The organism is Haloarcula sp. NS06 (genome assembly GCF_051122755.1).
GTDB lineage: Archaea > Halobacteriota > Halobacteria > Halobacteriales > Haloarculaceae > Haloarcula.
The window spans coordinates 1,521,690-1,548,636 of the sequence record NZ_CP184844.1 but is presented as its reverse complement, the minus strand read 5'-3'; the positions used below and the strand labels follow the sequence as shown (position 1 = coordinate 1,548,636).

Annotated in this window: 25 protein-coding genes and 1 other RNA gene; 5 read left to right on the top strand and 21 right to left on the bottom strand. The window is 64.9% G+C overall.

The features are described 5' to 3' along the window. Window positions 1-64: 64 nt before the first annotated feature. From ACODNH_RS11780 to cobN, 3 genes are read right to left on the bottom strand one after another with little or no spacing between them, the layout of a single operon-like run. A complete protein-coding gene (locus ACODNH_RS11780; RefSeq protein WP_306704310.1) occupies window positions 65-826 on the bottom strand; it encodes a cobalt-precorrin-7 (C(5))-methyltransferase in 762 nt (253 codons plus the stop codon). Next, complete coding sequence (locus ACODNH_RS11775; RefSeq protein WP_058993117.1) at window positions 819-1,598, bottom strand: precorrin-8X methylmutase; 780 nt, start codon at window positions 1,596-1,598, stop codon at window positions 819-821. Before ACODNH_RS11775 ends, ACODNH_RS11780 begins: the two co-directional genes overlap by 8 nt. Beyond that, window positions 1,588-5,475 carry a cobaltochelatase subunit CobN gene (gene cobN / locus ACODNH_RS11770; RefSeq protein ID WP_434531420.1) on the bottom strand — a complete coding sequence of 1,296 codons (3,888 nt, stop codon included), beginning with the start codon at window positions 5,473-5,475 and terminating at the stop codon, window positions 1,588-1,590. Before cobN ends, ACODNH_RS11775 begins: the two co-directional genes overlap by 11 nt. A gap of 35 nt (window positions 5,476-5,510) precedes the next feature. On the opposite strand from cobN, the gene ACODNH_RS11765 reads away from it, so the two are divergent. The 3 genes from ACODNH_RS11765 to ACODNH_RS11755 all read left to right on the top strand — a co-directional run bounded on the left by ACODNH_RS11765 (window position 5,511) and on the right by ACODNH_RS11755 (window position 8,644). Next, on the top strand, window positions 5,511-7,658 hold the full coding sequence (locus ACODNH_RS11765) for a VWA domain-containing protein (RefSeq protein WP_434531419.1): 2,148 nt from the start codon (window positions 5,511-5,513) through the stop codon (window positions 7,656-7,658). 69 nt (window positions 7,659-7,727) lie between these two features. Further along, window positions 7,728-7,934: a CbtB domain-containing protein gene (locus ACODNH_RS11760; protein WP_058993123.1), complete on the top strand. Its 207-nt coding sequence runs from the start codon at window positions 7,728-7,730 to the stop codon at window positions 7,932-7,934. After that, window positions 7,934-8,644 (top strand): CbtA family protein, encoded by a 711-nt coding sequence (locus ACODNH_RS11755; RefSeq protein WP_434531418.1) that lies wholly within the window; start codon window positions 7,934-7,936, stop codon window positions 8,642-8,644. The genes ACODNH_RS11760 and ACODNH_RS11755 overlap by 1 nt, the downstream gene beginning before the upstream one ends. Before the next feature lie 9 nt (window positions 8,645-8,653). Here the strand turns inward: ACODNH_RS11755 and ACODNH_RS11750 are convergent, their stop codons facing one another. The 14 genes from ACODNH_RS11750 to uvrB form a co-directional block, all read right to left on the bottom strand. Then, window positions 8,654-9,337 carry an Rnase Y domain-containing protein gene (locus tag ACODNH_RS11750; protein WP_306704299.1) on the bottom strand — a complete coding sequence of 228 codons (684 nt, stop codon included), beginning with the start codon at window positions 9,335-9,337 and terminating at the stop codon, window positions 8,654-8,656. A 134-nt stretch (window positions 9,338-9,471) separates the two neighbouring features. After that, window positions 9,472-10,737 (bottom strand): PQQ-binding-like beta-propeller repeat protein, encoded by a 1,266-nt coding sequence (locus tag ACODNH_RS11745; RefSeq protein ID WP_306704297.1) that lies wholly within the window; start codon window positions 10,735-10,737, stop codon window positions 9,472-9,474. Then, window positions 10,730-11,101, bottom strand: coding sequence for a DUF3209 family protein (locus ACODNH_RS11740; protein ID WP_306704295.1), 372 nt, complete (start codon window positions 11,099-11,101; stop codon window positions 10,730-10,732). Before ACODNH_RS11740 ends, ACODNH_RS11745 begins: the two co-directional genes overlap by 8 nt. A 26-nt stretch (window positions 11,102-11,127) precedes the next feature. Continuing rightward, entirely contained in the window at window positions 11,128-12,351 is a 1,224-nt protein-coding gene (locus ACODNH_RS11735; protein ID WP_306704293.1) for a CbiX/SirB N-terminal domain-containing protein, read from the bottom strand. Then, the gene (locus ACODNH_RS11730; RefSeq protein ID WP_306704291.1) at window positions 12,348-13,007 is read right to left on the bottom strand and encodes a cobalamin biosynthesis protein; all 660 of its coding nucleotides are present in this window, start codon (window positions 13,005-13,007) and stop codon (window positions 12,348-12,350) included. The genes ACODNH_RS11735 and ACODNH_RS11730 overlap by 4 nt, the downstream gene beginning before the upstream one ends. Continuing rightward, on the bottom strand, window positions 13,004-13,276 hold the full coding sequence (locus tag ACODNH_RS11725; RefSeq protein WP_434531417.1) for a ferredoxin: 273 nt from the start codon (window positions 13,274-13,276) through the stop codon (window positions 13,004-13,006). Before ACODNH_RS11725 ends, ACODNH_RS11730 begins: the two co-directional genes overlap by 4 nt. Continuing rightward, the gene (gene cobJ, locus ACODNH_RS11720; protein ID WP_434531416.1) at window positions 13,276-14,364 is read right to left on the bottom strand and encodes a precorrin-3B C(17)-methyltransferase; all 1,089 of its coding nucleotides are present in this window, start codon (window positions 14,362-14,364) and stop codon (window positions 13,276-13,278) included. The genes ACODNH_RS11725 and cobJ overlap by 1 nt, the downstream gene beginning before the upstream one ends. 2 nt (window positions 14,365-14,366) lie before the next feature. Further along, window positions 14,367-15,293, bottom strand: a complete 927-nt coding sequence (locus ACODNH_RS11715) for a precorrin-3B C(17)-methyltransferase (RefSeq protein WP_306704286.1) — start codon at window positions 15,291-15,293, stop codon at window positions 14,367-14,369. Window positions 15,294-15,515: 222 nt separating this feature from the next. Beyond that, a complete protein-coding gene (locus tag ACODNH_RS11710) occupies window positions 15,516-16,280 on the bottom strand; it encodes an SDR family oxidoreductase (protein WP_434531415.1) in 765 nt (254 codons plus the stop codon). A 156-nt stretch (window positions 16,281-16,436) separates the two neighbouring features. Next, window positions 16,437-17,408, bottom strand: coding sequence for a cobalt-precorrin 5A hydrolase (gene cbiG / locus ACODNH_RS11705; protein WP_434531414.1), 972 nt, complete (start codon window positions 17,406-17,408; stop codon window positions 16,437-16,439). Next, a complete protein-coding gene (locus tag ACODNH_RS11700) occupies window positions 17,408-18,286 on the bottom strand; it encodes a cobalt-precorrin-4/precorrin-4 C(11)-methyltransferase (protein ID WP_434531413.1) in 879 nt (292 codons plus the stop codon). The genes cbiG and ACODNH_RS11700 overlap by 1 nt, the downstream gene beginning before the upstream one ends. Further along, the gene (locus ACODNH_RS11695) at window positions 18,279-19,076 is read right to left on the bottom strand and encodes a cobalt-factor II C(20)-methyltransferase (protein ID WP_434531412.1); all 798 of its coding nucleotides are present in this window, start codon (window positions 19,074-19,076) and stop codon (window positions 18,279-18,281) included. The genes ACODNH_RS11700 and ACODNH_RS11695 overlap by 8 nt, the downstream gene beginning before the upstream one ends. Continuing rightward, complete coding sequence (gene cbiT / locus ACODNH_RS11690) at window positions 19,073-19,678, bottom strand: precorrin-6Y C5,15-methyltransferase (decarboxylating) subunit CbiT (RefSeq protein WP_434531411.1); 606 nt, start codon at window positions 19,676-19,678, stop codon at window positions 19,073-19,075. The genes ACODNH_RS11695 and cbiT overlap by 4 nt, the downstream gene beginning before the upstream one ends. 155 nt (window positions 19,679-19,833) lie before the next feature. Continuing rightward, on the bottom strand, window positions 19,834-21,894 hold the full coding sequence (uvrB, locus tag ACODNH_RS11685; protein WP_434531410.1) for an excinuclease ABC subunit UvrB: 2,061 nt from the start codon (window positions 21,892-21,894) through the stop codon (window positions 19,834-19,836). Between the two features lie 205 nt (window positions 21,895-22,099). Here uvrB and ACODNH_RS11680 point away from each other — a divergent pair, with 205 nt between their 5' ends. Then, entirely contained in the window at window positions 22,100-22,711 is a 612-nt protein-coding gene (locus ACODNH_RS11680) for a hypothetical protein (protein WP_434531409.1), read from the top strand. Between the two features lie 49 nt (window positions 22,712-22,760). Here ACODNH_RS11680 and ACODNH_RS11675 read toward each other — a convergent pair whose 3' ends face one another. From ACODNH_RS11675 to ACODNH_RS11660, 4 genes are all read right to left on the bottom strand, one after another. After that, a complete protein-coding gene (locus ACODNH_RS11675) occupies window positions 22,761-23,372 on the bottom strand; it encodes a rubrerythrin family protein (RefSeq protein ID WP_434531408.1) in 612 nt (203 codons plus the stop codon). A gap of 61 nt (window positions 23,373-23,433) precedes the next feature. Then, window positions 23,434-23,914, bottom strand: an RNA gene (rnpB, locus tag ACODNH_RS11670) — RNase P RNA component. A gap of 372 nt (window positions 23,915-24,286) precedes the next feature. Next, the gene (locus ACODNH_RS11665; protein WP_306704276.1) at window positions 24,287-26,050 is read right to left on the bottom strand and encodes a nitrite/sulfite reductase; all 1,764 of its coding nucleotides are present in this window, start codon (window positions 26,048-26,050) and stop codon (window positions 24,287-24,289) included. Window positions 26,051-26,142: 92 nt separating this feature from the next. After that, entirely contained in the window at window positions 26,143-26,484 is a 342-nt protein-coding gene (locus tag ACODNH_RS11660; protein WP_434531407.1) for a hypothetical protein, read from the bottom strand. Between the two features lie 233 nt (window positions 26,485-26,717). On the opposite strand from ACODNH_RS11660, the gene ACODNH_RS11655 reads away from it, so the two are divergent. Beyond that, on the top strand, window positions 26,718-26,906 hold the full coding sequence (locus ACODNH_RS11655; RefSeq protein WP_004964979.1) for a hypothetical protein: 189 nt from the start codon (window positions 26,718-26,720) through the stop codon (window positions 26,904-26,906). Window positions 26,907-26,947: the final 41 nt, after the last annotated feature.

Genomic DNA, 26,947 nt, shown 5'->3' with positions numbered 1-26,947 from the left:
TCCACTCCGAAAACCTCGACTCATTGTTGACGGTCCTGGAGACGAGCGGCAAATATTGCAGATCTCAGTCCCGCCGAACGACGAATACGGACAGGTCCGAGAACCGCGTGTCCTCTCTGCTGTCACCGCCGGCATCCTCTGCGAGGTCGCCGAGCGTCGTCGCTGTCTGGGCCTCATCGTCGTGGGTGAGCCGCTCGTAGACCAGCGCCGGTAGCTCGGGGTCGCCGCCGGCATCCAACAGTTCGGCCGCGATGTCCTCAGGCATCAGGTCGAACGGGCGCGGCAACACGAGCAGGTGTCGGTCGCCGACATCGCTCCGAAGCCGGTCGAGATCGGATGAGAGGTCACCGCTCTTGTGTAGCGTGACAAACGTCGTGTCCTCCATCGGCGTCCGTGCCCGACTGGCAGCGATCTGGAGCGAGGAAATGCCCGGCACGATACGAACCGGACAGTCGACAGCACGCTGGACCTTCCCCACGAACTGATAGCCCGAGTGATTCGGGTCACCCATCGCGACCGCAGTCCCGCGCTCGCCGTCGGCCACGCGCTCGGCGAAAGCGTCCAGGGTGTCGAGTTCGTCCCGGTAGCCACAGGTCAGCAGGTCCGCGTCAGTCCGGTCGGCGACGAAATCGACGACCGTCTCGAAGCCGACGACGACATCGGCCTCGCGGATCGCCTGCTCACCGCGCGGCGTCAGGAAGTCAGTGTTCCCCGGGCCAATGCCGACAGCATGGACCGGCCCGTCCGCGTCAGGGTCCTCGGGCGCTCTCGCCGCAATATCGGCCGGGTCCGGGCCAGAGTCGAGGTCGTAGTCGTCCTCAGTCATCGAAAGAGACCTCGCCCTCGCGCACGTCGCTGGCGACATGCACCAGTTCGTTCGTCAGCCCGGCTGCCAGCCCGCTCCCGCCGCGGCGGCCGACGTTCGTGATAGTCGGGACACCGTGCTCGGCGGCGACCTCGCGGAGCCGTTCCCGGCTCTCGGCCGCCTTGACGAAGCCGACAGGCGTGGCAACGACCACTGCCGGGCGCGTGCCGTCCTCGATGCAGTCCGCGAGTGCGAGCGCGGCGGTCGGCGCGTTCCCGACGACGGCGATGGCTCCGTCGTAGACGCCCTGTTTGTCGAGTTCGAGGACCGACGCGGCCGTGCGGGTCATCCCGGTTTCGGCGGCGAGTTCCGCGCCGTTGCCGATGGCCTTCTTGACTGGACAGTCGTGGCCGCGGCCGGTGATGCCGGCCTTGACCATCGTGATATCGGTGACGATAGGCTGTTCGTCCAGCACCGCCTGCGCGCCGGTCCGCACCGGCTCGTCGTCGTCCGCCCCGGTGAAACGAACGAGGTGCTGGAACTCGGGGTCGCCGGTCGCATGGACGGACTTCTGGCGAATCCGGTCGGCCAGCGTCTCGTCCGGGACGAGTTCGCGCACGCGGTCCATCGACGTCTCCGCGATGTCCATTGCGTTCGAGGTGGTCGCACCGAGGTCGGCGTACTCCTCAAAGTCATCGTCGCTGTTCGCGTCACCGTCTGTCGCATCATCTGCGTCGGCGGTTTCACCGCCTCCGTCTCGCGACGCCTCCGGCGTCGCGCCATCAGTCGTCATCTGAGGACACCTCCGGTCGTTCCGCTCCGCTGTTGCGTGCTTCGAGGTCACCATCGACTTCCAGATTCAGGTCTCGCAGGCGATCCCGGGTGTCGTCGTCAGCGTCCCAGAGCCCGCGGTCGATAGCTTCGAGTAGCGTGTCAGTGATCGAGTCCAGCGCCCAGGGGTTCACGTCGCGGAGCCAGTCCTGACGGTCCTCATCGAAAGCGTAGCGCTCGGCCACGTCCTCCCAGAGGGTGTCGCTGACCACGTCGGTCGTGGCGTCCCAGCCGAGCACCACGTCGACCGTCGTCGAGAGGTCGCCAGCGCCCTTGTAGCCGTGTTCCTCCATCGAATCGAGCCACGCGGGGTTGAGCACGCGGGCGCGCATCGCCTTCCGGACTTTCTCCTCGTTGGTGTACACGTCGACATTGTCCGGGTCCGAGGAGTCCCCGACGTAGGAGTTCGGTTCTTCGCCGGCGATCTCCGTGACTGCGGAGATGAAGCCGCCATGGAAGGCATACCAGTCCGAGGAGTCGAACTCATCTTGCTCGGCGGTGTCCTCGATTTTGACCGTCGCGTCGACGGAGGAGAGGCGGCGTTCGAAGGCGTCGTGAGCGTCGCTCACTCGGCCGCGCGACCCCATCGCATAGCCGCCCCACTGGACGTACACGTCGGCGAGGTCAGAGCGATCGTCCCAGTTGCCCTCGTCGACGGCCTTGTTGGTCCCGGCTCCGTAGCCGCCGGGTCGGGTCGTGAAGACGCGGTGTTTCGCCGCGCTCTCGGCGTCGCCCTCGTCCATGCCGTCGGCGACGAGGTCGTCGGTCTCCTCCTCGACGTGTTTCTTCACGTAGTTCATCTCGTGGGGTTCATCAAGGTCGACAACGGCGTCAACGGCGTCGTGGACGACCCCTGCAGCCGCAGGGAACGCATCACGGAACAGGCCGGAAACGCGCGTCGTCACGTCGATTCGCGGGCGTCCGAGTTCGTCCAGCGGAATCGGCTCCACGTCCTCGACGCGGCCGGCGTCGGACCAGACCGGTTCGACGCCCATCAGTGCAAGCACCTGTGCGATGGTCTCACCGCGGGTCCGGACCGTCGGCGTGCCCCAGACGACGACGCCGATTTCCTCGGGGTACTCGCCTTCGTCGGTTTTGTGGCGCTCCAGTACGCCATCAGCGACCTCGCTACCCACGTCCCAGGCCGTCTTGGCCGGGACCTTCCGCGGGTCCAGCGTGTAGAAGTTCCTGGCTGTGGGAAGCAGATCGACACCGCCGCGGGTCGGCGCGCCGGAGCCGCCGGGCGGGACGTACTCGCCCGCCAGCGCGTCGGCGGTGCGGGGAATCTCGTCGGCCGCGCCGGCCACCCGCGGGGCCGCCTCGTCGCAGATGTAGGCCAGCGCCTCGCGGAGGTCTTCGTGTGCGCCCGACCGCACGCGCGTATCGCCGAGCGGTTCAATGTCGACCACGAGAAGATTCATGTTCACCTCCGAGGTGCTGTCTTCGAGTTCGCTCTCGGGCACGTCGAAGTCGTGCTCAGCCAGCGTCCGGACGAGGTCCTTGCTTGTCTCGTGGACGTGGTCGGCGGCCTCGGCGTAGGTCATCCCCAGCGCCTCGTCGTACTCGCCGGGGGCGTTCCGGAGCTTGTCGTAGTCGACACCAAGGACACCCGCGACGCTCTCACGGAGCGACGGCGCGCCGGGGTTTTCGAGCCGCGTGAGTGCGACCAGATAGTCGACCAGTCGGTCGTCTGCGGGCGGTTCACCCATCGTGTGCAGGCCTTTCCGGATCTGGGTCGTTTTCACATCGGTGAGATACTCGTGGACCCGTTCGACGAGGGCGTCGATGTCGAGTTCCGCACCGTCCACGTCACCCTCCGCCAGCGTCGACCCGGCTTCGTCGGGACCGCGAACGTCGGCTTTCTCGTCGATCTCGCCAGCGATGCCGAGTTCCACGGCGAGATCCAGTTCGTCAACCGTCTGGCGGATCTGCTCGGCGAGGTGCTCGCCGTCGTCGGTCCGGGCGTCCTCCATACCGGCCTCGCGGTAGCGGTCGGCCAGTTCCTCTAAGTCGGCCAGATCGTCGTATGTCCCGGCGTTGGCCATCACCGGCGTCAGGTAGTCAACGATGGCGGCGTAGGACCGGCGCTTCGCTTGCGTTCCCTCGCCGGGGTTGTTGACGATGTAGGGGTAGACGTTCGGGATGTCGTCGATGAGCTGGTCCGGCGCGCTCTCGCCGTCCAGCCCAACGGTCTTGCCGGGTAGCCACTCCAGACTGCCGTGAGTCCCGAGGTGGACGATGGCGTCCGTCTCGTAGCTGTTGCGGAGCCAGCGGTAAAACGCGACGTAGTCGTGAGGTGGCTGGAGGTCGGAGTCGTGGTACACCTTCGACGGATCCATGCCGAACCCACGTGGAGGCTGGACCGTCACAAGGACGTTGCCGAACTCCACGCCGGGAATTGCGAACGGGCGGTCCGGCGGGTCGCCCCACTCCTCGACGACATTCTCACGGAAGTCGTCGTCGAGCGCGTCGAACCACTCGCTGTACTGATCCGGCGAGACGGTGTCGACGCTCAGTTCGCGCACGTCCTCGGGCGCGACCCAGCGGTCGTCGAGGGTGAGCTGTGCGGTCAAGCGCTCGACCAGCGACTGGCCGCTGTCGGGCATCGTATCACCGAGGTCGTACCCACGGGCATCCAGTTCCTCCAGCAGATTCACCGTGCTCTCGGGTGAATCCAGTCCGAACGCCGTACCGATGCCGTCGTCGCTCGGCGGGTAGTTGTGCAGGACGACCGCGACCTGCTTCTCGTCGTTCGGGGTGTGGCGCAGTTCGGCCCAGTTGACCGCCAGCCGGGCAACGTGGTCGATTCTGTCGTCGATGGGGAAGTGCTGTTTCGGCGCGCTGCCGATGCCGGCGTCGTCGTCGGTCCGCTCCTTGCCCGAGATCGGGTGCGTGATGACGTTTCCGTCGAACTCCGGCAGCGCGACAGAGAGGGCGAGTTCGAAGCCCATCACGCCCGTGTCGCTGCTGTCGTAGCGCGAGCGCGAGCGCATCGTCGTCACGGTCTGGATGACCGGGACGCCGAGTTTGTCGAGGAACACGTCCTGTGCGCTCTGGCCCTCGTCGTCGGCGCTGCGGCCACGTTCGTCCATCGACAGCGAGAACATGAACGACGAGCAGACAGCGTCGACAAGGGGCGAGCCATCGTCATCCAGCAGCCACTCCTCGGTGACCTGCTCGGCGTTCCACTGGCCCTCGGCGTCGGTCGCCGGCTCGCAGAATATCGGGAGCGCGTTTGCTCCCTGGGCCTCGATGGCCCGGACCTGCGCGTCGACGTAGCGGGTGTTCTCGTGGGTCCAGTGCGATTCGTAGAACCAGACGGCGACCGTCGGTTTCGCCGGATCGAACGTCGCCCGCAGTTCGTCAATGCTCGCGCCGGGGTGGTCGGGGTGGTAGACGCCCTCCGTCGGCAGTGTCACCGGGTCGTCGTATGAGGGGTCGGCGTTGCCGTACTGTGCCACGAGATAGCGGAGGCAGTTGGCGACGTTGCTCGCTCCGCCCTTGTCGAGGTAATCGTAGACGGTGTCGCGGTGCTCGTCGGGGACCGACGTGTCCTCGAAGGCGAAGGCGTCGCCCGTCGCTTTCACCACGAGCGGGACGCCGGCCTCACGCAACCGCTCGACAGCGAGGTCGTAGCCGGGCATGCTGTCCTCGGCCCCGTGGAGCCAGAGGACGACGGCGTCGGCGTCGGTCAATTCGTCGACGAACGCCTCGACCGCTGGCTCGTCGTCGAGGTCGCTCTCCGAGCGGACGACGAGGTCAGCATCGACCTCGCCCGCAGCCCGTTGAACAGCCCCGAGTTCGTTCTCCGTCGCGGTGTAGAGTCCTAGCTGTGGCATAACGTTATTAAATCTCCGTTTGCACTAATACAAGTATGGTTGTATTCGGCGCGGGCAAAAAAGCTTCGCAGGGACCGACGTTCGCGGCCGTCGTCGGCCAGCGCGACCTCAAGGACGGCCTGCTGGCCGTCGCGACGGACGACGACCTCGACGGCCTGCTGGTCCGCGGCGAGAAGGGGACAGCGAAGTCGGCAGCGGTACGCGCACTCGCCGATCTGCTGCCCGAGCAACGCGCGGTCGCGGACTGTCCCTACGGCTGTCCGCCCGACCGCCCTGACGAGCAATGCGAAGACTGTCGAGCGCGTGCAGACCCGCCTGTCGAGACGCGGCCGGTTCCGCTGGTGACGCTTCCACTCGGCGCGACCCGGGACCGGGTCGTGGGGACGCTGTCGGTGGCCGACGCGCTCGACGGCGACCACGAGTTCGACCCCGGCCTGCTCGCCCGCGCGAACCGCGGCATCCTCTACGTCGACGAGGTAAACCTGCTGGACGACCACCTCGTGGACGTGCTGCTCGACGCGGCCGCAAGCGGCCAGAACCGGGTCGAGCGCGACGGCGTCACCGTCACCCACCCCGCCGAGTTCACGCTCGTCGGGACGATGAACCCCGAGGAGGGCGACCTCCGTCCGCAGTTGCGGGACCGTTTCGCCCTCCAGACCGAGGTCAGCGCCTGCGAAGACATAGACGACCGCGTCGCCATCATCGACCAAGCGCTCGGGGAAGACGGCGACGAGGAGACACGGACCGAACCCGACCGCAGTCCGGGCGAGCGGCTGCGGACCGCCCGCGACCTGCTCCCAGAGGTCGACCTTGCCCGCGAGTTCCGAAAACAGATCGCCGAACTCTGCCGAGACGCAGGTCTCGACGGCCATCGCGGCGACATCGCCACAGCGCGGGCAGCCCGGACGTTTGCCGCGCTGGACGGGCGAACGACAGTCCTGGAATCGGATATCGAACGCGCCGCCGAGTTCGCACTCCCCCACCGGCTCACCTCTCGGCCCTTTGAGGACGCACCGGACGTGGACGACGTGCTCGACGATCACTTCGAGGACGAGGAAGGCGAATCTGAGGAGGAGTCCGCCGAAGACGGAGAGCACGGTGGTGAGGAAGGCGACGCGGACGACGAGGAAGAAGCGGCCGGCGGCGAACCGGCAGATGACGGGAATGATTCTGCGGGCAATGGAGATGAGAACGAACAACAGGAACAGCAGCCAGACGACGAGGAGCAATCCACTGAGGACGGCGACAGCGAGTCAGACGAGCGCGGCCAGCAGCCGACGCCCGCTTCAGCCGACAGCGACGGCGAGCAGCAGGAGTCTGAAGCCAGCGACGGCGAGGGAGAGGCAGGGGACGATGGTGACGAGCAGGGGGAGTCCGACCCCGAAAACGCGACCCCGCTGCTGCCGGGCCAGTCCCGTGCCGCAGTCGGCGACAGCGGCGCACCCGACGTGGACGCCCCGTCGGTCGACACGGACGGCGGGAGCGCGAGCGGCCGTGCGAGCGCAACGGGAACGAAACGCGGCGCAACGGTCCGCACCGAGCGCGCCGGCCGCGACGACGAGGTCGACGCCGCGGCGTCGGTCCGAGCGGCGGCCAGCCGTGGGAGTGGTCGCGTCGAGTCACGAGATCTCCGGAAGTCCGTTCGCGCAGGCGACGCCGAAACGCTGGTCGTGTTTGCCGTCGACGCGAGCGCGTCAATGCGCCCAGCAATGAAAGCCGCGAAGGGTACCGTGCTGGAACTACTGAAAGACGCCTATCAGGCCCGCGATCAGGTCGCGTTCGTCACCTTCGCTGGCGAGGGCGCGGACGTGGTCCTCCCGCCGACCGACAGTGTCTCGCTGGCGGCCCGGCACCTGAAGGACCTCCCGACCGGCGACCGGACGCCGCTGCCGGATGGGCTGACGGCCGCCTGCGAGGTACTCGACCGGGCGGACCCGGACGCCGGCGTCGTCGTTGTCGTGACTGACGGCCGGGCGAACACCGCCGACGGGAGTCCGGTCGCGGCGACCAGAACCGCGGCGCGAACGCTCGGTGAGGAAGCCAACCGGACCGTTGTGGTGAATGCTGGCGACGCGGGGCGCGCTGGATTGCTCGACCTTGTTGCAGAGGAAACGGACGCGTCAGTTGTCTCATTGGACGCGTTGACCGCCGAGCGCGTCAATGCCGTCGCCGGCGACCAGTAGCTCTTGATCGGCGCTGTATCAGGCGGAAGTTTTACAATCTTACTTGTTCTTAATACAAACGAGATTTCAATGCAGGATGACACTGATACCAAACACGCAACGGATAGCGTGTACGACCGTATCGAACGCGCAAAGGCGTCACTGACTGGCCCACAGATCGCCATCGCCGTCGCGCTGGTGGCGGCGCTCGGCTTCACGCTGCTGTTCGTGCAAGACCCAATGTTGCACGACTCACTACACAACTTCCGACACAGCGCCGGCATCACCTGCCACTGATGGCGACTGACTACCTCGAACGCGGCGCGATGGCCGGCGTGGCAGGTGGGCTGGTCTACGGCCTGTTCGTCGCAACGGTCGGGAACGCCTTCACCGCCGGGCTGGAGACGTTCGAACACAGCCACGGCGGGGGCGGCCCCGTCGTCTCCGAACTCACGACGACCGTCGCGAGCATCGGCGGCGGCGTCCTCTGGGGCCTGCTGTTCGGCGTTGCAGCCTTCGGAATGGCGTACTTCTTCCTCGAACCCGCGATCCCCGGTTCGGGGGCGACAAAGCGACTGGCGCTTGCGGGAGCCGGCTTTCTCACCGTCTCCGGCGCGCCGTGGCTCGTCTTGCCGCCACAGCCACCGGGCGTCGAACAGGCGCTCGGGACAGAGACACGCCTCGCCTGGTACGCCGGCCTGATGGCACTGGGTGCGCTGGTCGCAGTGCTCGCCGGACTCGCGTATCAGCGGACGGCGCGCCACCATACCGCCGTTCGATTGGGAGCCATGGCGCTGCCGCTCGCACTGCTCGCGGTTCCAGTCGCGCTCGCACCGGCAAACCCGGTCCATGGTGACGTACCTGCCGCGCTCGTCGCGGCCTACCGCTGGACAGTCGTGTTCGGTCAGCTAGTGCCGTGGGCCACCATCGCTGGTGTGCACTCCTGGCTCGGCGAGAACGACACCGCCGCTGTGGACGACCTAGACTATTCCGCGACGGCAGACTGACGACGCGATTCAGATTTTTCCGGCAACTGTTCCGAGATTCAGCGCCAGCCCAACAATACCGATAACAGCGGCGAGAACGAGGTTCGCTGTCGTCCCGCCGACGCTGAACGGGGCCGTGCCGGCCGATGCCAGCGCGCCGAACCCGATGCCGGCGACGACGAGCGCCACGCCGGCTAGCCCGACGAGCATCGTGCCGGTCGGGCCGAACCGACCAGCTGACCGGTCCGCCTCGTACCGGTCCAGTGCATCGTGCATCGTCTCCGTAATCGACGCTTCCACATCCGCCATCTGCCCCGAAAGGTAGGTGTTTAGCGTCTCCTCGTGCTCGTCGAGTTCCGTGGCACGTTCGGACAACTGCGCATCGTACTCCGTCAGTTCAGCCTCGCGCTCGTCGAGGTCGGTCTCGCGGTCGTTGAGAGTGGCTTCGCGTTCATCGAGCCGGTACTCCCGCTCGTCCAGTTCCGCCTCTCGTCGGTCCAGCTCCGCCTCATGGGTATCAATCTTCTCTTCGCGCCGGTCGAGTTCCGCGCTCCGCTGGTCAAGGCCCATCTCCCGCTCGTTGAGCCGTCGCTGCATCTGCGCGAACTCTCGTTCGCGCTCGGTTGGGCGGTCGTCGACGGTGCTGTCGTCGTCAGCTTTGGCGTCCGCTGCCGGCTGTGCCTCCTCGTGATCCGGGTCTGTATTATCGGCCATACTGGGCACCCATACCGAAATGCTACGACTATCGAACGGTTAGTTTGACACCACATAACACAGTAATCGGAGCCAAACCGGGGACAGGACATCTGAGCAAAAAGTCGTCTGGAGTGCCGTTAGAGTACAAGTCGCTACGTCGACGCATCAGCGACGGATGTCTCGATTCGATGCAACCGGTACGCACCACGCTCATGACCCTCATCGTGGTAGACGACCGGTTCCTCGACAGCAACAGCGGTCCCGTTAGAGACTGCGGCCGCCGTCACGACGCCATCCGTATCCAACGTGTCGACGGGACCGTCAACGACATCGAACAGTCGAAGCGCGTGGTCGTCGGCATCGCGGTCCCGGAAGTTCTGCGCGCCGGGAACAGCCAGCAACGAGCCGTCGGTGCCCAGCCCGCTGGCGAAGCCGCCCACGGGCGCGTCCCAGCGGCGGTCACCGTCCGGTGAGACACCAACGGCGGTGTGCTCGTCCGGGTGACGGGCGTCGGTCTCACGACCGTCCTCTGGATACGTGTTGCCGGTGACGAACACCGCGCCGTCGTCCGTCGCGTGGACGTGGTTCGGGTACGCGTAGACGGTGTCACCGGCCACGTCGGTCGGCGTCGCCAGTGGAACACGCCAGCACTCTCGGCCGCCGCTGTCGAGCCGGTAGCCGCGGTAATCGCCGTGACTGGAGACGACAGCGCCGTCAGCCAGCAGCGCAACGTCGCCGACGCGGCGCTGGCCGTCGGTCCCGGGGTCCCACATCCAGCGCGGGTCGCCGTCGTCGGCGTCAAGAACGACGAGGCCGTGCTGGTGGTCGCCGGGACATCGGTTGTACGCGACAGCAACGCGGTTCCCGTCGGCGTCGATCGAGATGGGGGAACCGTCGGTCTGGTAGGTCCAGTCGACAGTGCCGTCGGGTGCAAAGGCATAGACGAGGCTCTCGAAGTGGCGGAGATCATTCCCGTCATCGTCGGTTCGGCGTTCGTACCGTCTGGCAGCGGCGTAGAGACGGTCACCGTCAGTGGCGAGGCTGGCGACGAAGGGAAGCAGAAACCGTGTGTCCTGCTGTGGGTCACCCAGGTCTGTCCGGGTTTCGTACTGCCATCGCAGGTCGCCATCGGCATCGTGACAGCGGATCTCGCCGCGGACGCTGCGTTCGCCAACGACGACGCCGTCGTCGAAGGGTACCGCCGCGACGACGCTTGGTTCGCCATCCGTATCGTACTGCCAGCGCCGGTGTGGCGGGCTGGAGTCTGCCGACACGTCGAACACCTGCAGGCCCCCGTCGGCGGTGCCGACGACTGCGAGGCCATTGGTCAGCGTGACCGCCGAGCGGCGGCCCTGATGGCGCGAACGGGCCGGTGCTACGTCCCCGAGATCTGCAGTCGGGGCGCGCTGGCTACTCATCGATCGGGAAAGCCTCGTGAAGCACGTCGTGGGCCTCACCGAGCCCAGCGAGGACATCCTCGCCCTGCATGGTGATGCGCGACACCGCCCGCTCAGCGTCGCGGACAGCGACGAGTCGGCCCCGGAGGTAGTCGTACTCGGGGTCGTCTTCGGGGGTTGCGGCGATCTCTTCTTCGAGATCCACGAGCGCGGCGTCGAGGTGGCGCTCGATAGCGGCGAGCGTCTTCGCGCCCGCAAGGGCCTTTATCGGGCCGGTCATGTGGCCCTCCAGCTCCTGTTCCGCGTGCTGGCGCGCGTGGTCGTCTTCGGTGCCGAGAACGTTCATGAGACCCAGTCGGAGGGCCTCGATTTCGTAGCAGCTCATGTGTGTCTTGAATCGGGTGTGTACTTTCAAAGCGTCTGGTCGACGAGTTCGCTTACAATGCGGTCGCGGTCCAGATGTGAGGAGACAATCTCGGCGGCGTCCTCGTCTTCGACGCCGCCGTACCAGACGCCGTCGGGGTAGACGGCGACCATCGGCCCCTCGCCACAGCGACCGAGACACGACGACCGCGTGATGCGGGCGTCGCACTGGTCGCTGTCGCGGGCGGCCTGGCGCAGCCGTTCGAGGACTGCCGGCGCGCCGTCCTGAGCGCAGGTCTGGTTCGTACAGACGGCGACGTGTTTCTCCGGGGCGTCGTGGACGTGAGGGTCATCGTCGACGTTCTCGCGGTCGGCGTGTTCGGCCTGATGGGTCAGCGCCCGGAGCATCGCGCGAGCGCCGCCCTGATCCTCCTCGTAGCCGTCAAGTTCCACCTTGTACTTGCAGGTGTCACAGGACATCTCGACGCTCCCCGTTCTTGCTTCCTGCCAGCGGTCACCCAGCACATCCAGCAAGCGGGTATCCGTTCCGAGCGGTTCGCCCGGTGCGGCGTCGACGTAGGGGTACTCCTCGTCGAACTCGCGTGCGCCGTCCTTGATGCGGCCGGTCAGCACGCCGTCACCGAGCATGTACGGGATGACGACGACCGCGTCGGGCCGTGTCTTGGCGATGTCGTGTAGCGTGTCATCGAGCAACGGCTCGGTAACGCCGATGAACGACGCCTCGACCCGCGAGAACTCGCGGCCCTCGTACAGCAGCCGGGCGAGCTTGTGTACGTCGGCGTTGGCGTCTGGGTCGCTGGAGCCACGGGCGCAGACGACGGCGGCCACGTCGTCTTCCTCGCGGTCGACGCCGAGTTCGGCCTCAACGGCCGCCGCGCGGTCATCCAGCAGGTCCAGCAGGGCCGGGTGGACACCGAGATGTGCGCCGTTGTTGATGGTCAGTTCAGGGTGGGCCTCACGTGCCTGTTCGACGGCCAGCGGCACGTCGTTTTTCACGTGACTGGCGGCAAACAGGGAGAGGTGGACCACCGACACCTCCGAGACGGCTCTGGCCAGCCCCGCGATGGCCTCGTCGATGGCCGGTTCGGCCAGTTCGAGAAAGGCCGCGTCGACCGGGATGCCGAGTCGGCCCTCCAGTTCGACCGCAAGGTCGCGGACCTGTTCGTTCGACTTCTCGCGCCGGGAACCATGACCAGCAAGCAGCACTGCTTCGTCGTCCAGCGTCTCGGGTGCGGAGATAGCTTCGCTCATCGGACTCGTTCGATGCTTTTCCGGAGCTTGCGCCGCCGACTCGGTGCAAACAGCCCCGTCTCCTCGCTGCCCTCGTACAGCCAGTCACCGAGAGCAGGTGCCGCATCGTCGTCCACGCCGAACCAGTAGCCCGACGACGTCTCCGAGAGGTCGTCATACGGCGCATCCACCGGACAGCGGTCGAGCAGCGTCTGGATCGTCCGGAGGAGTCGTTCGTCCTCATGGACAAAGGAGATACCGACCGCCTCGTCATCGGACTTGAAACACACCGTGCCACAGCCTTCAAGCAGGCCGCGGAGGAGCGGGCGGTCGTAGTCAGCCAGCGCGTCGAAGCGGTAGCCGCCCGAATCGCCGTCAAACGGGAGCCCAAGTGCGGCGCTGGCGCGGTCGGCGAGCCCGCCGACGACCTGCACCGTGAACTCCTCCTCCTGCCGGGTAATCGAAGTGTCGTGGGCATACGCACGCTCGACAATGCGGCGGTCGGCCCGCTCCGCACCGGCGATGGAGGCAAGCCGCCGGGCGGCCGTCTCGTCGTTCGTCCGAACAGTGATACAGCCGTCCTCACACTCGCCGTCGCCGGCAACCCGGCCCCAGAAGTACGCCGTTTCGGGGTGCGCTGCGAGCATATCGTTCGGTGCACCGGTTTCGACGCTCATGGCTGGACCTCCTCGTGGTCAGTCGCCGGTACGTCGACGGCTCCAGCGTCCTCCTCGACAGATTCCACGTGAATCGCGTCCAGCGGACAGGCCGCGGCGGCCTGCTCGGCGTCGTCCCGCCGGTTGTCGTCGAAGGTGGCTTCAATTGCCGTCTGGTCGTCTGTCTCGATGGCCGCCAGACCCTCGCTGTCCTCAACGAAGCGGTCATCGCGGACGAGGCAGGCAAAGACCCCGTCGCAGGCGTCGCGGTCGATAGTGATTCGGTACATTAGTAGTCGTACTTAGTCTCGTAGCCCCGCGGGGTCACCATCCGGTCGTCCCAGACGTAGGTGTCCTCGTTGCCCACGAGGAGGGTGGTAGTCATGTCGACGAGGTCGGTTTCACCGAGTTCGGGCAGTTCGCCGAGTTCCACGATTTCGACTTGTTCGTCCTCGCGGCCGGCGGCGTGGACAACACCGACGGGCGTCTCGGGGTCGCGGTGTTCAAGCAGGATTTCACAGCACTTCTCGTAGTTGTCCCGGCGCTTGCGGCTCCAGGGGTTGTAGATGGTGATAGTAAATCCTTCCTTGGCGACGGCATGGAGTCGCGACTCGATGGTCGGCATGTCGGTGAGGTGGTCCGAAAGCGAGATTGAGACGGTGTCGTTGACCAGCGGCGCACCAACGCGGGCTGCACAGGACTGGGCGGCCGGGACGCCCGGAACCACGTCAAAGTCGAGCATCGTCGCCGTCGCGCCCTTTGACTCGACGATCTCCAGTGCGAGGCCGGCCAGCGCGTACACGTTCGGGTCGCCGCTGCCGATGATGGCCACGTCGTTGCCCGCCAGCGCCCGGTCGATTGCCTCTTCGGTTCGGGACACCTCGCCGCACATCGGCGTGTTGTAGATGTCGTCGGCTCCGTCGGTGATTTCGTCGGGGAGCAGTTCGACGTAGGTCGTGTAGCCCACGATGTGTTCGGCGTCCAGCAGCGCGGAGCGGGCGCGGGCGGTCATCCCTTCCGGCTGCCCAGGACCGAGGCCGACAGCGATGAGCTGGCCCGGTTCCGCGTCGAAGTCGTCAACGGTCGCACCGACTTCTTCCTCTTCGTCCGACTCGCTGGACGAGGACGCGCCGCAGGAACTACTGCTGGACGAGGACGACGATTCGGACGATGATGACGCGCCACACTTCGAGGCGCTGTCGTCGCCTGTGTCCGGCGTTGTCTCCGTCGATGAACTCGCCGAGCTTGCGCCGCACTTGGAGGCGGTATCGGTCTCTGTCTCCGCCTTGCTCTCGGTCTCCGAGGCGCTACGCGCCTCGCTTGCGCCGCACTTCGATTCTGTCTCGGTACTTGCGTCAGTGGTGTTGTCAGTACTCATTGTTAGAAATCGTCGACGTCACGCCCGCCGCGCGGGGTGACGAGGAACTCCTGGTAGTCGTTGCGCCAGACTTCGGTCTCGTGGGTGCCGACGACGATGGACGAGCCCATGCCGCCGACCTTGTCGTCGTGCTCGGACAGGTCGCCGAGCGTGGTGATGGTCTCCGTCTCGTCGTCGAGATTTCGCCCGGCCTCGCCGCGGCCGGAGTCGTTGACGATAGCGGCGGGCACGTCGTCGGCCCGTTCTTCGCGGAGAACATCGACGGCCCGCTCGTAGTCGCGCCAGCAGTTGTAGAGGACGACGACGAAGCCGCTGATTGCGGCCGCCCGGAGCTTCTCCTCGATTTCGTCCCAGCCGCGCCACTTGTCCGACAGCGAAATCGTACAGAAATCGTTCGACAGCGGCGCGCCGAGGTTCGCCGCGCCCGACAGCGCCGCGGTTACGCCGGGGACGATCTCGATGGGCACGTCGTCGGCGTCGTCGGCGTCGGCCATCGTAAACAACAGGTCGGACTTCCCGTAGACGTTCGGGTCGCCGCCGGAGACGTGGGCGATGTCCTCACCGGCGCGAACCCGCTCGAATGCCTCGCGGGCGAGTTCGACCTGCTTGCCCATCGACGACCGGATAAGTGTCTGCCGGCTGCCGTCGGGTCGCTCCAGTACGGCCCCTTCTTCGCCAGCGATTTCGCCGTCATCGGTTTCGCCGTCGAGTTCAGCCGACTGAGGCGGGAGCGTGCCGTCCTTCCGGAGGAACTCCTGATAGAGGTTCGAGGCGATGATGCAATCAGCGGTCTGGATGACGTCTTTTGCCCGCTGAGTCATGTCGTGGGGGAGGCCCGGCCCGATGCCGACCACGTACAGTGTCCCGTAGTCGGCTGGACGCGTCGCCTCGGCCGCGGCCGCTGTCGACTGGCGTCCGTCGCTGCTCATCCTCGGTCTCCGAGAACCGCCGGTCGAATCTCGATACTGTGGCGCATGGTGAGTACAACGCCGCTTTCGTATAAAACAATTGTGCTTGTACTAGTCCAAGCGCAGGTGTTGGGAGGGGATAGTTTGGTTGTATTCGAGTTCGGGAAGGAGTCGACAGCAGTGGCTGTTCAACCGTCCTCGCATCTGCGAATCACACCGCAAACAGTGCAATAGCTGCTTCGGTCAGGTGTTCGTCAGTCCCCCATCGACTACAACGCTCTCACCGTTGACGTAGGAGGCCATATCGCTGGCGAGGAACGTCGCCACGTCGGCGATCTCCTCGGGTTCGCCGAAGCGGCCCGAGGGGATGAGTTCCTTCAGCATCATCTTCTTCGTGTCGTCGATGCGCTCGTCCTCAAACATCTGAGTCTTGCTGTAGCCTGGGTGGATGGCGTTGACCCGAATATCGTAGTTGCTCAGTCGGTCTGCGAGCGCATATGTGAACAGCCGGACTGCACCTTTCGAGGTGCAGTAGTTGACCAGCAGGCCGGTCCCGCGGATGCCGCCGGAGCTGGACATATTGATGACGGTGCCGCCGCCGTTCTCCCGCATCGCCTCAGTTGCGACCTGCGCGCCGAAGAACACGCCCTTCGTGTTCACGTCCATCAGCCGGTCGTAGTCCTCCTCTGTGGTCTCGTAGAAGTCAGCTATCTCCGAAATGCCGGCGTTGTTGACCATGATGTCGATACCGCCCAGTTCCTCGGCCGCGGCGACGGCCACCTCCAGATCGTCGGGGTTGGTTACGTCACATTCGACGAAATGCGCCGTCCGGTCGGTCTCGGCTTCGACCAGTTCGTGGGTCGGTTCGCCGCCCTCGCGGGGGTCCTGCTGTCGATCCGCAACAATAACGTCTGCACCGTGCTCCGCGTACCGTCGGCAGATGGCCCGGCCGAACCCGCTTGCGCCGCCCGTAACGACTGCCACCTTGTCTTCGAGTAGTGTTGTCATGCGTCATTTGTCATCACAATCACACATAATAAATAAGTTTAGAGTTGTACAGTGACAGGAACTCGGGACAGTTGTAGGATGGCTGCCAGAGATAGACCAGTAGCTGCTCGGTGATGAAAAGACGAGACGAAAACCCAATTTCTGCAGAAAGCGAGGTTAGCGCCCGATAGCGACGGTCACGGCCTCGTCGTAACGGGTCTTCTCGGCCAGCAGGTCATGCTCGCTACCGGCGGCGATAGCCGACGCCTCGGCGATGCCCGGCCAGCCGATGAGCTCTTTCGACCGCGAGGGCGTGGGGCCCTCGAACTCCTCCAAGGTCTCCTTCTCAAAGGCAATGACACCCAGTCCCCACTCCTCGGCGGCGGCGAGCATCCCTTCCTCGTCGGCTTTCCGGGTGCCCGTGGCGACGAACTCCACGTCGTCGCGATCGAGGTCGGCCTCATCCAGCGCCTGTTCCCAGGCCGCGTGAAACTGCTTGACATCCGCGCCGGCGACGCTGCCACAACCGAGCACGACGCCGTCGTCTTTGTTCCGCTTGAGCACCGTCACGTCGTCGTCGACCAGCACGGCCTTCGGCCCGTCGAGGCGCTCGATTGGGCCGAGTTCGTCGTCCAGCACGGCGAGGTTCGTCGCCACGGTCGAGTCGCCGTTGACGACGTGTGCGTCAAGCGCTTTGGCCTGCTTCTCGACGCCCTGCTTGTCGGCAGCCTCGCTTGCGGTCGTCATCGCCGGCACCGCGCCCATGCTTGCGAGGTCGTCGGCGACCTGATTCGCGCCGTGGTGGCCGCCGGTGATGGGGATAGCCCACGTGAGTTCCTCGTCAACAACACAGATGGCAGGGTCGTCCCACTTGTCGTCGAGCAGGTGGGCGGTCTTGCGCATCGCGATGCCACTTGCCATCAGCCCGATGAAGCAGTCGTACTCGCCCCAGTACTCCTCGAACACGTCGCCGTGGTATTCGAGGATGTCGATGGATTCGTAACGGTCGCCAATGCCGTCGACGATGTCCTCGGCCGTATCCATCTTCCGCCCGAAGGCCACGATGGCGATGTCGTCGGCTACTTCACCGTCTGAATCGGGTGCTTTGCAACCATGCGAACCGGACTCGTCGTCTGTGTCAGTGCTCATCAGTCATCAGCCTCCTGTGAATCCGCGTCGCTCCCACGATTCGCCCAGTCGCCGTAGAGGAACGAGCGCTCGTAGTCCTCGCCGCCGACAGCGTCGCCGATGACGACCATCGCAGAAGCGCGATAGCCCGCGTCCTCCAGCTTCTCGCCGATGGTCGCAATTGTCCCCTCGATGACATCCTCGTCGGGCCAGGACGCGTGGTAAATAGCCGCCACTGGGGTTTCGGGGTCGTGGCCGTCTTCGAGCAGTCGGTCCATCGTCTCGCTGACGGCATGGGTGCCCAGATAGATACAGGTCGTGACGTCACCCATGCCGACGAACTCGGAGATGTGGTCCTCGTCCTCGTCCAGTGTCTTGCCCTGCGGGCGGGTGAAGGCGACGTGGTCGGCGACCTCGTTCAGCGTCAGCTGCGTTCGCATCGTTGCGCTGGCGGCGAAGGCGGAGGTGACGCCGGGGACGATGTAGGTCGGGACGCCCTCGTGTTCGAGCGCGTCCATCTGCTCCAAGGCCGCGCCGTAGATGGCGGGGTCGCCGCTGTGAAGGCGGACAACGGTGTCGCCGGCCTCGTAGGCGTCCCGCATCAGCGGAATCAGCTCTTCGAGGTCCTTGCCGATGGAGGACACCGTTTCGGCGTCCTCACAGTACTCCTCCAGCAGTTCGCTGTTGACGAGCGATCCGGCGTGGACCACGAGGTCGGCGTCGGCTAGGAGTTCCCGGCCAGCGACGGTCAGCAGCCGAGGGTTGCCGGGCCCGGCTCCGACGAAGGGAATACCCTCCTGCTCGTCGCCGGCACTGTACTCGTACACGCGGTCGTCTCGGTTCCCGGCGACGGAGTCGATTGCCGTCTGTGGGTCCGTCTCGCTCGGTTCCTCAGTCATGCTTCACCTCGTCGCCGCAGAGAACGGCTTCAGAGCGTTCCTGTCTCGCCAGTTCACCGATAGACTGCTCGCCGCCGTCGGTCACGACACCGCTCTCGTCGGCCGCTTCGAGGAAGGCGTCGGTCGCCTGCTCGACGCGCGTCTCGGGCTTCTCGGCGTAGGCCAGCGTGTAGTAGTCTCGCTCGTCGATGTCGGTCGGGTCGTCGGTCACGACCGTCTCGCCCTGTTCCATGAACAGCCGGCGGCCGTACACCACGTCGTAGCCGGCCTCGACCAGTCCCTCGTGAGTGGCCGGCGCGTCGGTCACTTTGAACAGAATCATTCGGTCAGGGCCGGTCGGCGACGCGCCGCGGTCGGCCTCCCGTAGCGCCAGACTCGACCCGGCGGTGATTTCGACGCCTAGCGCGGTCGCAAATGCCGACATAGCACTGACGCCGGGCACCACTTCGAGATCGACCTCAGGGTGGAACGCCGCGAGCGTTCGCCGGAGGTGACCAAACGTTGAGTAGACGTTCGGGTCCCCCAGCGTGACGAAGGCGGCGTCGCCGTCGCGGGCGGTCGGCGCGATCTCGGCGGCGGCTTCCTTCCAGGCCGTCCGAAGCTTGTCCTCGTCGCGTGTCATCGGGAAGTCGAGGTCGCCGATGCGCTCCTCAGGGACGTGCTCGGTCGCGACCGACCGCGAGAGCCGCCCCGGCGAGTACACGACGTCGGCGGATTCGAGAGTGCGCTTCCCGCGGACAGTCACCAGATCGGGCTGGCCGGGACCGAGGCCGATGCCGTAGAGGGTCATTGCTGGCCTCCGTCGGTCGCCTCAGTCTCAGACGGTGACCCGCCGTCGGCGGCAACGTCCTCGCTGGCGCTGCCGACGAGCATGTACACCGGGTTCTCCGAGTTGAAGCTCGTCGCGCCAGCGAGTTCGTAGCCGTGGCTCACCTGGAACTGAACGACCTCCTCCAGAATGTCGCGTTCGCGGAAGGCCTCCGTCGCCGCACCGGCGACTTCGAGCCGCGAGACGTTCATCACGATTCGGTCGACGCCGGTCTCGACCGCGTGGTCGAGAACGGCCTCGTAGTTGCGTGATCCGCCGAGGAACAGGGCGTCGGCGTCGTCCGGCAGGCCCTCCGGGGCCTCGGCCTCGCGCAACTCGACGTCGGCGTCGACATCGTTGGCGGCGAGGTTCTTGCGAGTCACGTCGAGTCGATTCCCCTTGCGTTCGAGCGCAGTGACCCGCCCGGCCTGGCGCGCCGCCGTGATGGTGACGGCGCCGGTACAGGAACCGACCTCCGCGAAGTGGTCGGACCCGGTGAGAGCGAGTTTGCTAGCGAGGACGGCCCGGACCTCCGGCTTGGTGGGACCGGCCTTCGCATCGTGTGGGAGCGAGACGCGGGACATCACGCTATACAACTACAGTAGCGCGTAAAACAATTTTGGTTGTATTAGTCCAAGTACGGATTACAGCGGCGTCGGTGGCGGAGACGGGAGCGAGTCGGCAGGCTGGTTGACAGCAGTGCAAGCAGAGTATGCCAGAGCGGAGCCCAGAATCCGAATCAGAACTCCGGCCCAGGTGCCGGCACGCCGTCGCTGTCGTCACCGCCGTCTAGGTCGAACTTCTCCCGCAGTTCCCGGATACGGTCTCTGATGTCCGCCGCCAGTTCGAACTCCAGATTGTCCGCGGCCTCCTGCATCCGCTCTTCCAGTTGTTCGATCTGGCGAGCGGTTTCGTCGGCGTCGCTCGCTCCGTCACCGGAGATGCCGCCAGTATCGGTCTTGCTGCCGGGCAAGTTCGTCTCGCCGACTTCCTTCTCAATGGTGGTCGGTTCGAAGCCGTGTTCCTCGTTGTACTGCTGCTGGATGCGCCGGCGGCGCTGGGTCTCCTGAATGGCCGACTGCATGGCGTTGCTCCGCTCGTCGGCGTACAGCACCACTTCGCCGTTGACGTTCCGGGCGGCCCGCCCCATCGTCTGGACGAGCGTCGTCTCCGACCGCAGGAACCCCTCCTGATCGGCGTCGAGAATTGCCACGAGCGATACCTCCGGAATGTCGAGCCCCTCTCTGAGGAGATTGATGCCGACTAGAACGTCAATATCGCCCAGTCGGAGCGAGCGGATGAGTTCGTGCCGTTCCAGCGTGTCTGTCTCGTCGTGCATGTAGGCGACGTTCACGCCGGACTCTTCGAGATACTCCGTGAGGTCCTCAGCCATCCGTTTCGTGAGTGTGGTCACCAGCACGCGCTCGTCGCGGTCGACGCGGTCGTCGATCCGTCCGAGCAGGTCCTCGACCTGTCCCGTCGCCGAGGCGATTTCGACGGCCGGGTCGACGAGATGGGTCGGACGGACAATTTGCTCGACGACCTGGTCGCTGTGTTCGCGCTCGTAGTCGCCCGGCGTGGCGCTCACGTACAGCGTCTGGTCGGTCTTTTCCTCGAATTCCTCGAAAGTGAGCGGGCGATTGTCGAACGCCGTCGGCAGGCGGAAGCCGTTCTCGACGAGGCTCTCTTTGCGGCTCTTGTCGCCCTCGAACTGGCCGCGGATTTGGGGGAGTGTCTGGTGGGACTCATCGACGACGGTGAGGAAGTCATCGGGGAAGTAATCCAGCAGGGTGTAGGGGGCCTCGCCCGTCTCGCGGTCCGAGAGGTGGACCGAGTAGTTCTCGATACCCGAGCAGTAGCCCGTCTCCTGCATCATCTCGATGTCGAACGTGGTCCGCTCCTCGATACGCTGGGTGGCGACGTGGTCGCCCTGCCGCTCGAAGTAGCTAATGCGCTGGTCCAGCAGTTCCTCAATCTCGTCGATAGCCCGCTGGAGCCGCTGTTCCGGAATCGAGTAGTGCTCCGCCGGGTGCAACAGCGCGGCTGGCTCCTCGCTTTTGACCTCGCCCTCAAGCGGGTCGACCTTCAGCATCCGGTCAATCTCGTCGCCCCAGAACTCCACTCGCAGGGCGTAGCGGGCGTACATCGGGTAGATTTCGAGCGTGTCTCCGCGCACGCGGAAGGTTCCCTGCGTGAAGTCCACGTCGTTGCGCTCGTAGTTCAGGTCGACCAGCCGACCGAGCAGTTCATCGCGCTCGATCTCCTGCCCGACTTCGAGCGAGAGGGACATATCGATATAGTTGCGCGGGTCACCGAGCCCGTAGATGGCTGACACCGACGCGACGACGATGACGTCGTCCCGGGTAAGCAGCGAGCGCGTCGCGGAGTGGCGCAATCGGTCAATTTCGTCATTGATGGAGGCGTCCTTATCGATGAACGTGTCCGTCTGCTCGACGTAGGCCTCGGGCTGGTAGTAGTCGTAATAGGAGACGAAGTACTCGACGGCGTTGTCCGGAAACAGCTCGCGGAACTCCTCGTACAGTTGCGCTGCGAGGGTCTTGTTGTGGGCGATAACGAGGGTCGGCTGCTGGATCTCCTCGACAACCCACGAGACGGTATTGGTCTTCCCGGAACCAGTCACACCGAGCAGTGTCTGTCGGTCCATCCCCTGGCGATAGCCCGACGCCAGCTGTTCGATGGCCTCGGGCTGGTCGCCCGCAGGGTCGAACGGAGCGTCGACACGGAACTCGCGGTCGACATCTGGTCGGTCAATAGAGAGGGGGCCGCCGGTGTCGCTCATTAGCGATACATCGGGCTGGAGAGACTTGAGCCGCGTGGTTCATGTGAGACCGGACCAGTCGGCCTGTGTTGTAAAGGTGATACGACAGCCCGGAGACGGGAAGAAGATGCAACAGTGTTAGTCTCGAAAGTAAGCATCCAATACGATTCAGACGGAGTATAAACAGTCTTGTAGTTTTATTCTGTTTCATAATCGAATATCTGACATGGGCGAGACAGAAACATCGACCGAGAGCGAGGAGATTCTCGTCAGTGGGCGCTGGTCGGTCGGAAACTGGGCCGTTATCGGGCTGTTCTTCGTTCTGACCATTGTCGGCATCGCGATGGCAGCGGGAGCGGGCGGCCGTGCGCTACTCACCAGAACAGTTGGCGGTGACGGGCCGGGAGTCATCATACCGGTGGCTGTCTTCCTGTATTCGGGCCTGGGTGCGCTGGGCTATGTCTTCACGAAACTGATGACCTCACTCGACGACTACGACAAGTGGAGCGACTTCGAAAACCTTGCCGAGATGTTGATGCGGATTCCTGCCGCCTGGCTTCTGGCTGTCGGCGTCTATCAGTTCGGCAGTCTGGCACTCGGCTCGACGGAACTCGCGTCGTCGCAGTTGGCCACCGGTGTCCCGTTCCTCGTCGGCCTCTACGTCAATGTCGCGTTCAAGTGGCTAGGCGGTCTGGCGGACCGGCTACTCGGACAGCAGGCAAAGCGGTCAGGGTGGGTGGATAGCAACAGCGGGCCAAGCGGCGGCCAGACCGCGGCTGATGGTGGGCCCGCCGAGCGGAGTCCAGACTCCGGACAGGGGCCAAGCGGAGACGACTGAAGCGTCGTTATCTGGCGCTCCCGCAACGAGGCGCGGACACGAAGAACCGTCAGCAGACCGGTTTCGGGTTCACACCAAGGTCTTCCAGCGTCTCGAAGTACTCGTCGTAGGCCGTCGAAATGACGTCAATAGCAGCCGCCTCCGCGGCGTCCCAGTCGTCGTCATCCTCGCAGACGGAATCGAGCAGTTCGGCGGCCTCATCGCGGAGGTCCACCACGTCGCTGCCGGCGCTGCGGAACGTACTCGCCGTCTGTGGGTCCGCCTGGCCGGTGAAGAAGCCGGTGTACTGTTCCTTGACCTTCTTATCGACAAGCGTCCAGCCAACGAAGCCGCCGAGGCGTTCGACCGTCCCGTTGAAGTCGTCAAGCACGTCGTGCATCGCCGGCGTTCGGTCGACCGGCTCGGCATCAGTGCTGTCACGGCGCTCGGCCGTTTCGGCTGCCGCATCGACAAACAGCGCCGCCGCGTCGTCGTGCTCGTCGTCGCTCCAGGCATCGAACGTGTCGTGGGCCGCCTGCTCGCGGGCGGCTGCCGCCGCCAGTACCACGTCCGGTTCCATCTCGCCGCGGGTGTCGGCGTACAGTGTCTTCGAAGACCCTAGTCGGGAGAGTTCCGTCTGCTGGTCGTCACGAACTGCGTCGATAAGGTCGGCTGCGGTCATACTCTGGCCTGTGGCCGGCGCGGGCTTGTAACCATCGGACCCGCCGCTAGAAGGCTCGTATGGCTGCGGGGAGTAAGCCCCCTTCTGTTCGGGCCAGCATTCGGCTGAGCGGCCACGTCCAGCGCTTGCGCGCAGCGTCGGACTACCTGTCGACGCGGCCTTGCACCGGTGAGGTTTCGCCGTTCCATCGGTCCGTCGCCGGAAGCGTGGGGCGTCTCAGACGGCCCACGGAATGCGTGGGGCATCGAAGATGGCCCACGTGTGGAGCACAACTGTGATCCACGAACGCGCGCCCCGGAGTCACCGGGTCGCGACTGCCCTCGGTGGGTTACCTCTCCCTCGCTTTGGCCGCGTGCCGCACCGTCTGGTGGGGCACGACCAGCCTCGCTCGGGATTCGCACACCTCATCGGTCCGGCGACGACGTGTCGTTGCTGTTCCAGAGCCGACGGTCTTCCGCCCCGGGCTTGCGCCCGGTCACCTGTCCGACAGGTGGGGGGACTTTCCTCATGGCTTGCGCCACGGGAGCCGGCCTCCCGCTGCCACCAACAGGTACGCCAGTGCCGCGAATAAGGCTTACCAACGACCTTTTTCGGCGTCGGGTTCGCGCTTCGCGCGAACCGCTCCTTGGAAAACGTCGATGAAAAAGCGCGAATCGCAACGCGATTCGCGTGAAACCGCTCGCTTCGCTCACGGTATGCTCGTAAACGACAACTACTGATTTTGTGTATTCGAACGAGCCTGCCCTTCCCCCGTCTTCGTGAGCGGAGCGAGCGAAGGCTCGTCAGAGCAGCGCTCTGACGGAGGGTCGCGCGACGGAGCGCGCTCCCGGCCACAGGCGGTGAAGAAAGGGATTCAAAATACGGACAGTTGTACGATTCGCAAAAGTCGAACCGGGAGTGCCCAGCAGTGCGCCTTAGTCGTCGGAGGGCAGGGGCTCACCAGAGCCGTCGGTCGGCGCGGGCGAGGCCTGCATGTCGTCGTCCTCTGCGTAGGGGTACCACGTCATCTTCGTGTTGTGCATGTACGGATCATGGTAGTCCGTCTCTTCCGGTTCGACCATTTCGGCCAGCGTCTCCTCGTCGCGGTCCTCAACGAAGTCACGGAAGGTCTCGCCACCCTCACGGGCGTCTTCGAAGTTGTTGACGAGGTTCTTGATCGCGCCAGGGACTTCATCGGCTGGGACGCGCATCTCTACCCAGTCGGCAAAGCGCGGGTCGTCGCCGAGGCCGCCGCCGAGGCCGATGTCGAGCGCCTCAACCGGTTCGCCGTCCTTGCGGGTCTTCATGCCACGCAGGGACACGTCGGCGATCTGGGGCTGGGCACAGGAAGCCGTACAGCCCGAGAGGTGGATGTGGAAGTCCTTGTGGTCCTCGGGCAGTTCGACGTTGTCCTTGAGCCAGCGGGCGTACCGCACTTGACGGTTCTTCGTCTCGACGATAGAGAGCGAGCAGTACTCCGTGCCCGTGCAGGCGATGGAGCCGCGCATGAACGGCGACGGGTCCGGGGAGTAGTTCTCCAGCAGGGGTTCGCTGGTGAACTCGTCAAGGTTCTCCTCGGGCACGTCAGTGACGATGATGTTCTGGCGCTGGGTCAGTCGGACCTCGCCGGAGCCGTACTCGTCGGCGAGTTCCGCGAGTTCCAGCACGTCGTCGGCACCCATGCGACCGACCAGCACGTTCAGGCCGATGTAGTAGTTGCCGTCTTTCTGCTCGTGAATCCCGACGTGGTCGTTGTGCCCGTCCTGAGACCCAGTGTTGTAGCTGTACTGGTCGCGCATGTCCTCGCCTGCAGTCGGGAGTTCGAAGTCGACGTACTCCTCCTGCAGGACCGAGCGCATCTTCTCCGGCCCCCACTCGTCCATGAGGAACTTGATGCGGGCGTTGAAGCGGTCCTCGCGGTCACCGTAGTCACGGAAGAGCGAAGACATGCCGTGGGCCACGTCAGCGGCCTGCTCCGGCGGGACCCACACGTCGATATCGCGGGCGAGACGCGGTTCCTTGCGGGAGAGGCCGCCGCCGATACGGACGTTGAATCCGAGTTCGCCATCCTTCTCAGCGGGCTCGAAGGCGAGGTCGTTGATATCGCCCTGTCCACAGCCCTCGTCACAGCCGGCGATGGCGACCTTCCACTTGCGCGGGAGGTTGGAGTAGTCGTCGTTGCCCTTGAACGTCTCGTGGAGGTCCTCGGCGACGGGCCAGGCGTCGACGTGCTCGTGTTTGTCCTTACCGGCGACGGGACAGCCGACGATGTTCCGCCAGGAGTCGCCACAGGCCTGCTGGGTTCCCAAACCGACGGCTTCGAGCTTCTCGAAGATTTCCGGGATGTCCTCCAGTTTGATCCAGTGGAGCTGGATGCTCTGGCGGGTCGTCCAGTCACAGTAGGCCTCGCCGAACTCGGGATTGTCGACGGGACCGGTCGCGTACTCCTTCGCGATTTCGCCGATGACTTCGAGCTGGCCGGGCTTGATGACGCCGTTTGGCGTCCCGATACGCATCATGAAGTACGACTCCTGACCGGAGCGCTGATGATACAGGCCCCACCATTTGAAGCGCTCGAACCAGGCGTCGTGTTCGTCTTCCGGGATGGCATCCCAGCCCTGCTCTGCGAACTCCATCAAATGCTCCCGGATCTCGTTACCGTAAACCTCGTCCTTCCAATTCTCGACTTTCGTGGGCATAGCTAATGTGTTCTTCCACAAGTCTCACTGACTTATACAACACACTTTGCCGTCAACCGTCTCCCCCACTCCCCGAAACAAGAGATTGTTGCCTATTCTTTTGGACAGGCGAGCCGGGTTCGCTTCGCCGGGAAATGGACGCTCTCGTGGACAACGCCGTAGAACTCGCCGGAATCTGGGTCCACGACGCGCCCGACCGTCAGCCAGTCGGTCACGCCGCTTTCACCACAGGAGATACACTGGCCGGCTATTCGCGCCTGGATATCGAGATAATCAACGCCCACTTCCACGAATCCCTCAGCGAGCAAATCCGTCGTCTCACACCCACAGAAGTCGCTTTGAGCCAACAACCACAGGTCCGAGACGTTCACTTCCCGCGAGTCGTTGACGGAAATCCAGGCCCCGTCGTCGAGCTGGTGAACGTCAGTCGTCATTACATCTCATTAGATTCTCGAAACACCTGAGGCCATCGGCGGGTGCAAGTATCACCGGGTCGAGTCGAATCCGCCGCAGTCATGCGGTGTGTGTCTCATGATAATAACCCGCTATTTGTCAGGCTCTGTACGAGATACACACATATGTTGCCGGTAAGTCGCAGTGCGGGCCAAGCTTACAGCAGAGTCCGTCCTTAAGATAGTGGGGCTATTACAGAGGAGTACGACATCCCGTGGCGGCCACGCTGGTCGTCGCTGTGAGAGAAACGATGACGAACGCACAACAGACCCACGACGACGATGCCGAGCGCGAAGAGCCAACGACAGACCACCTCGACAATGTCGAGGACGGCTGTGGCTGCACAGAGATTTGGGAGCACATGAGCGAAGAACGCGAAAGCGAAAGCGCATCCGACGACTGACACCCCTGTACGGGGTACTTTTGTGCGGCGCTTCCTAAACA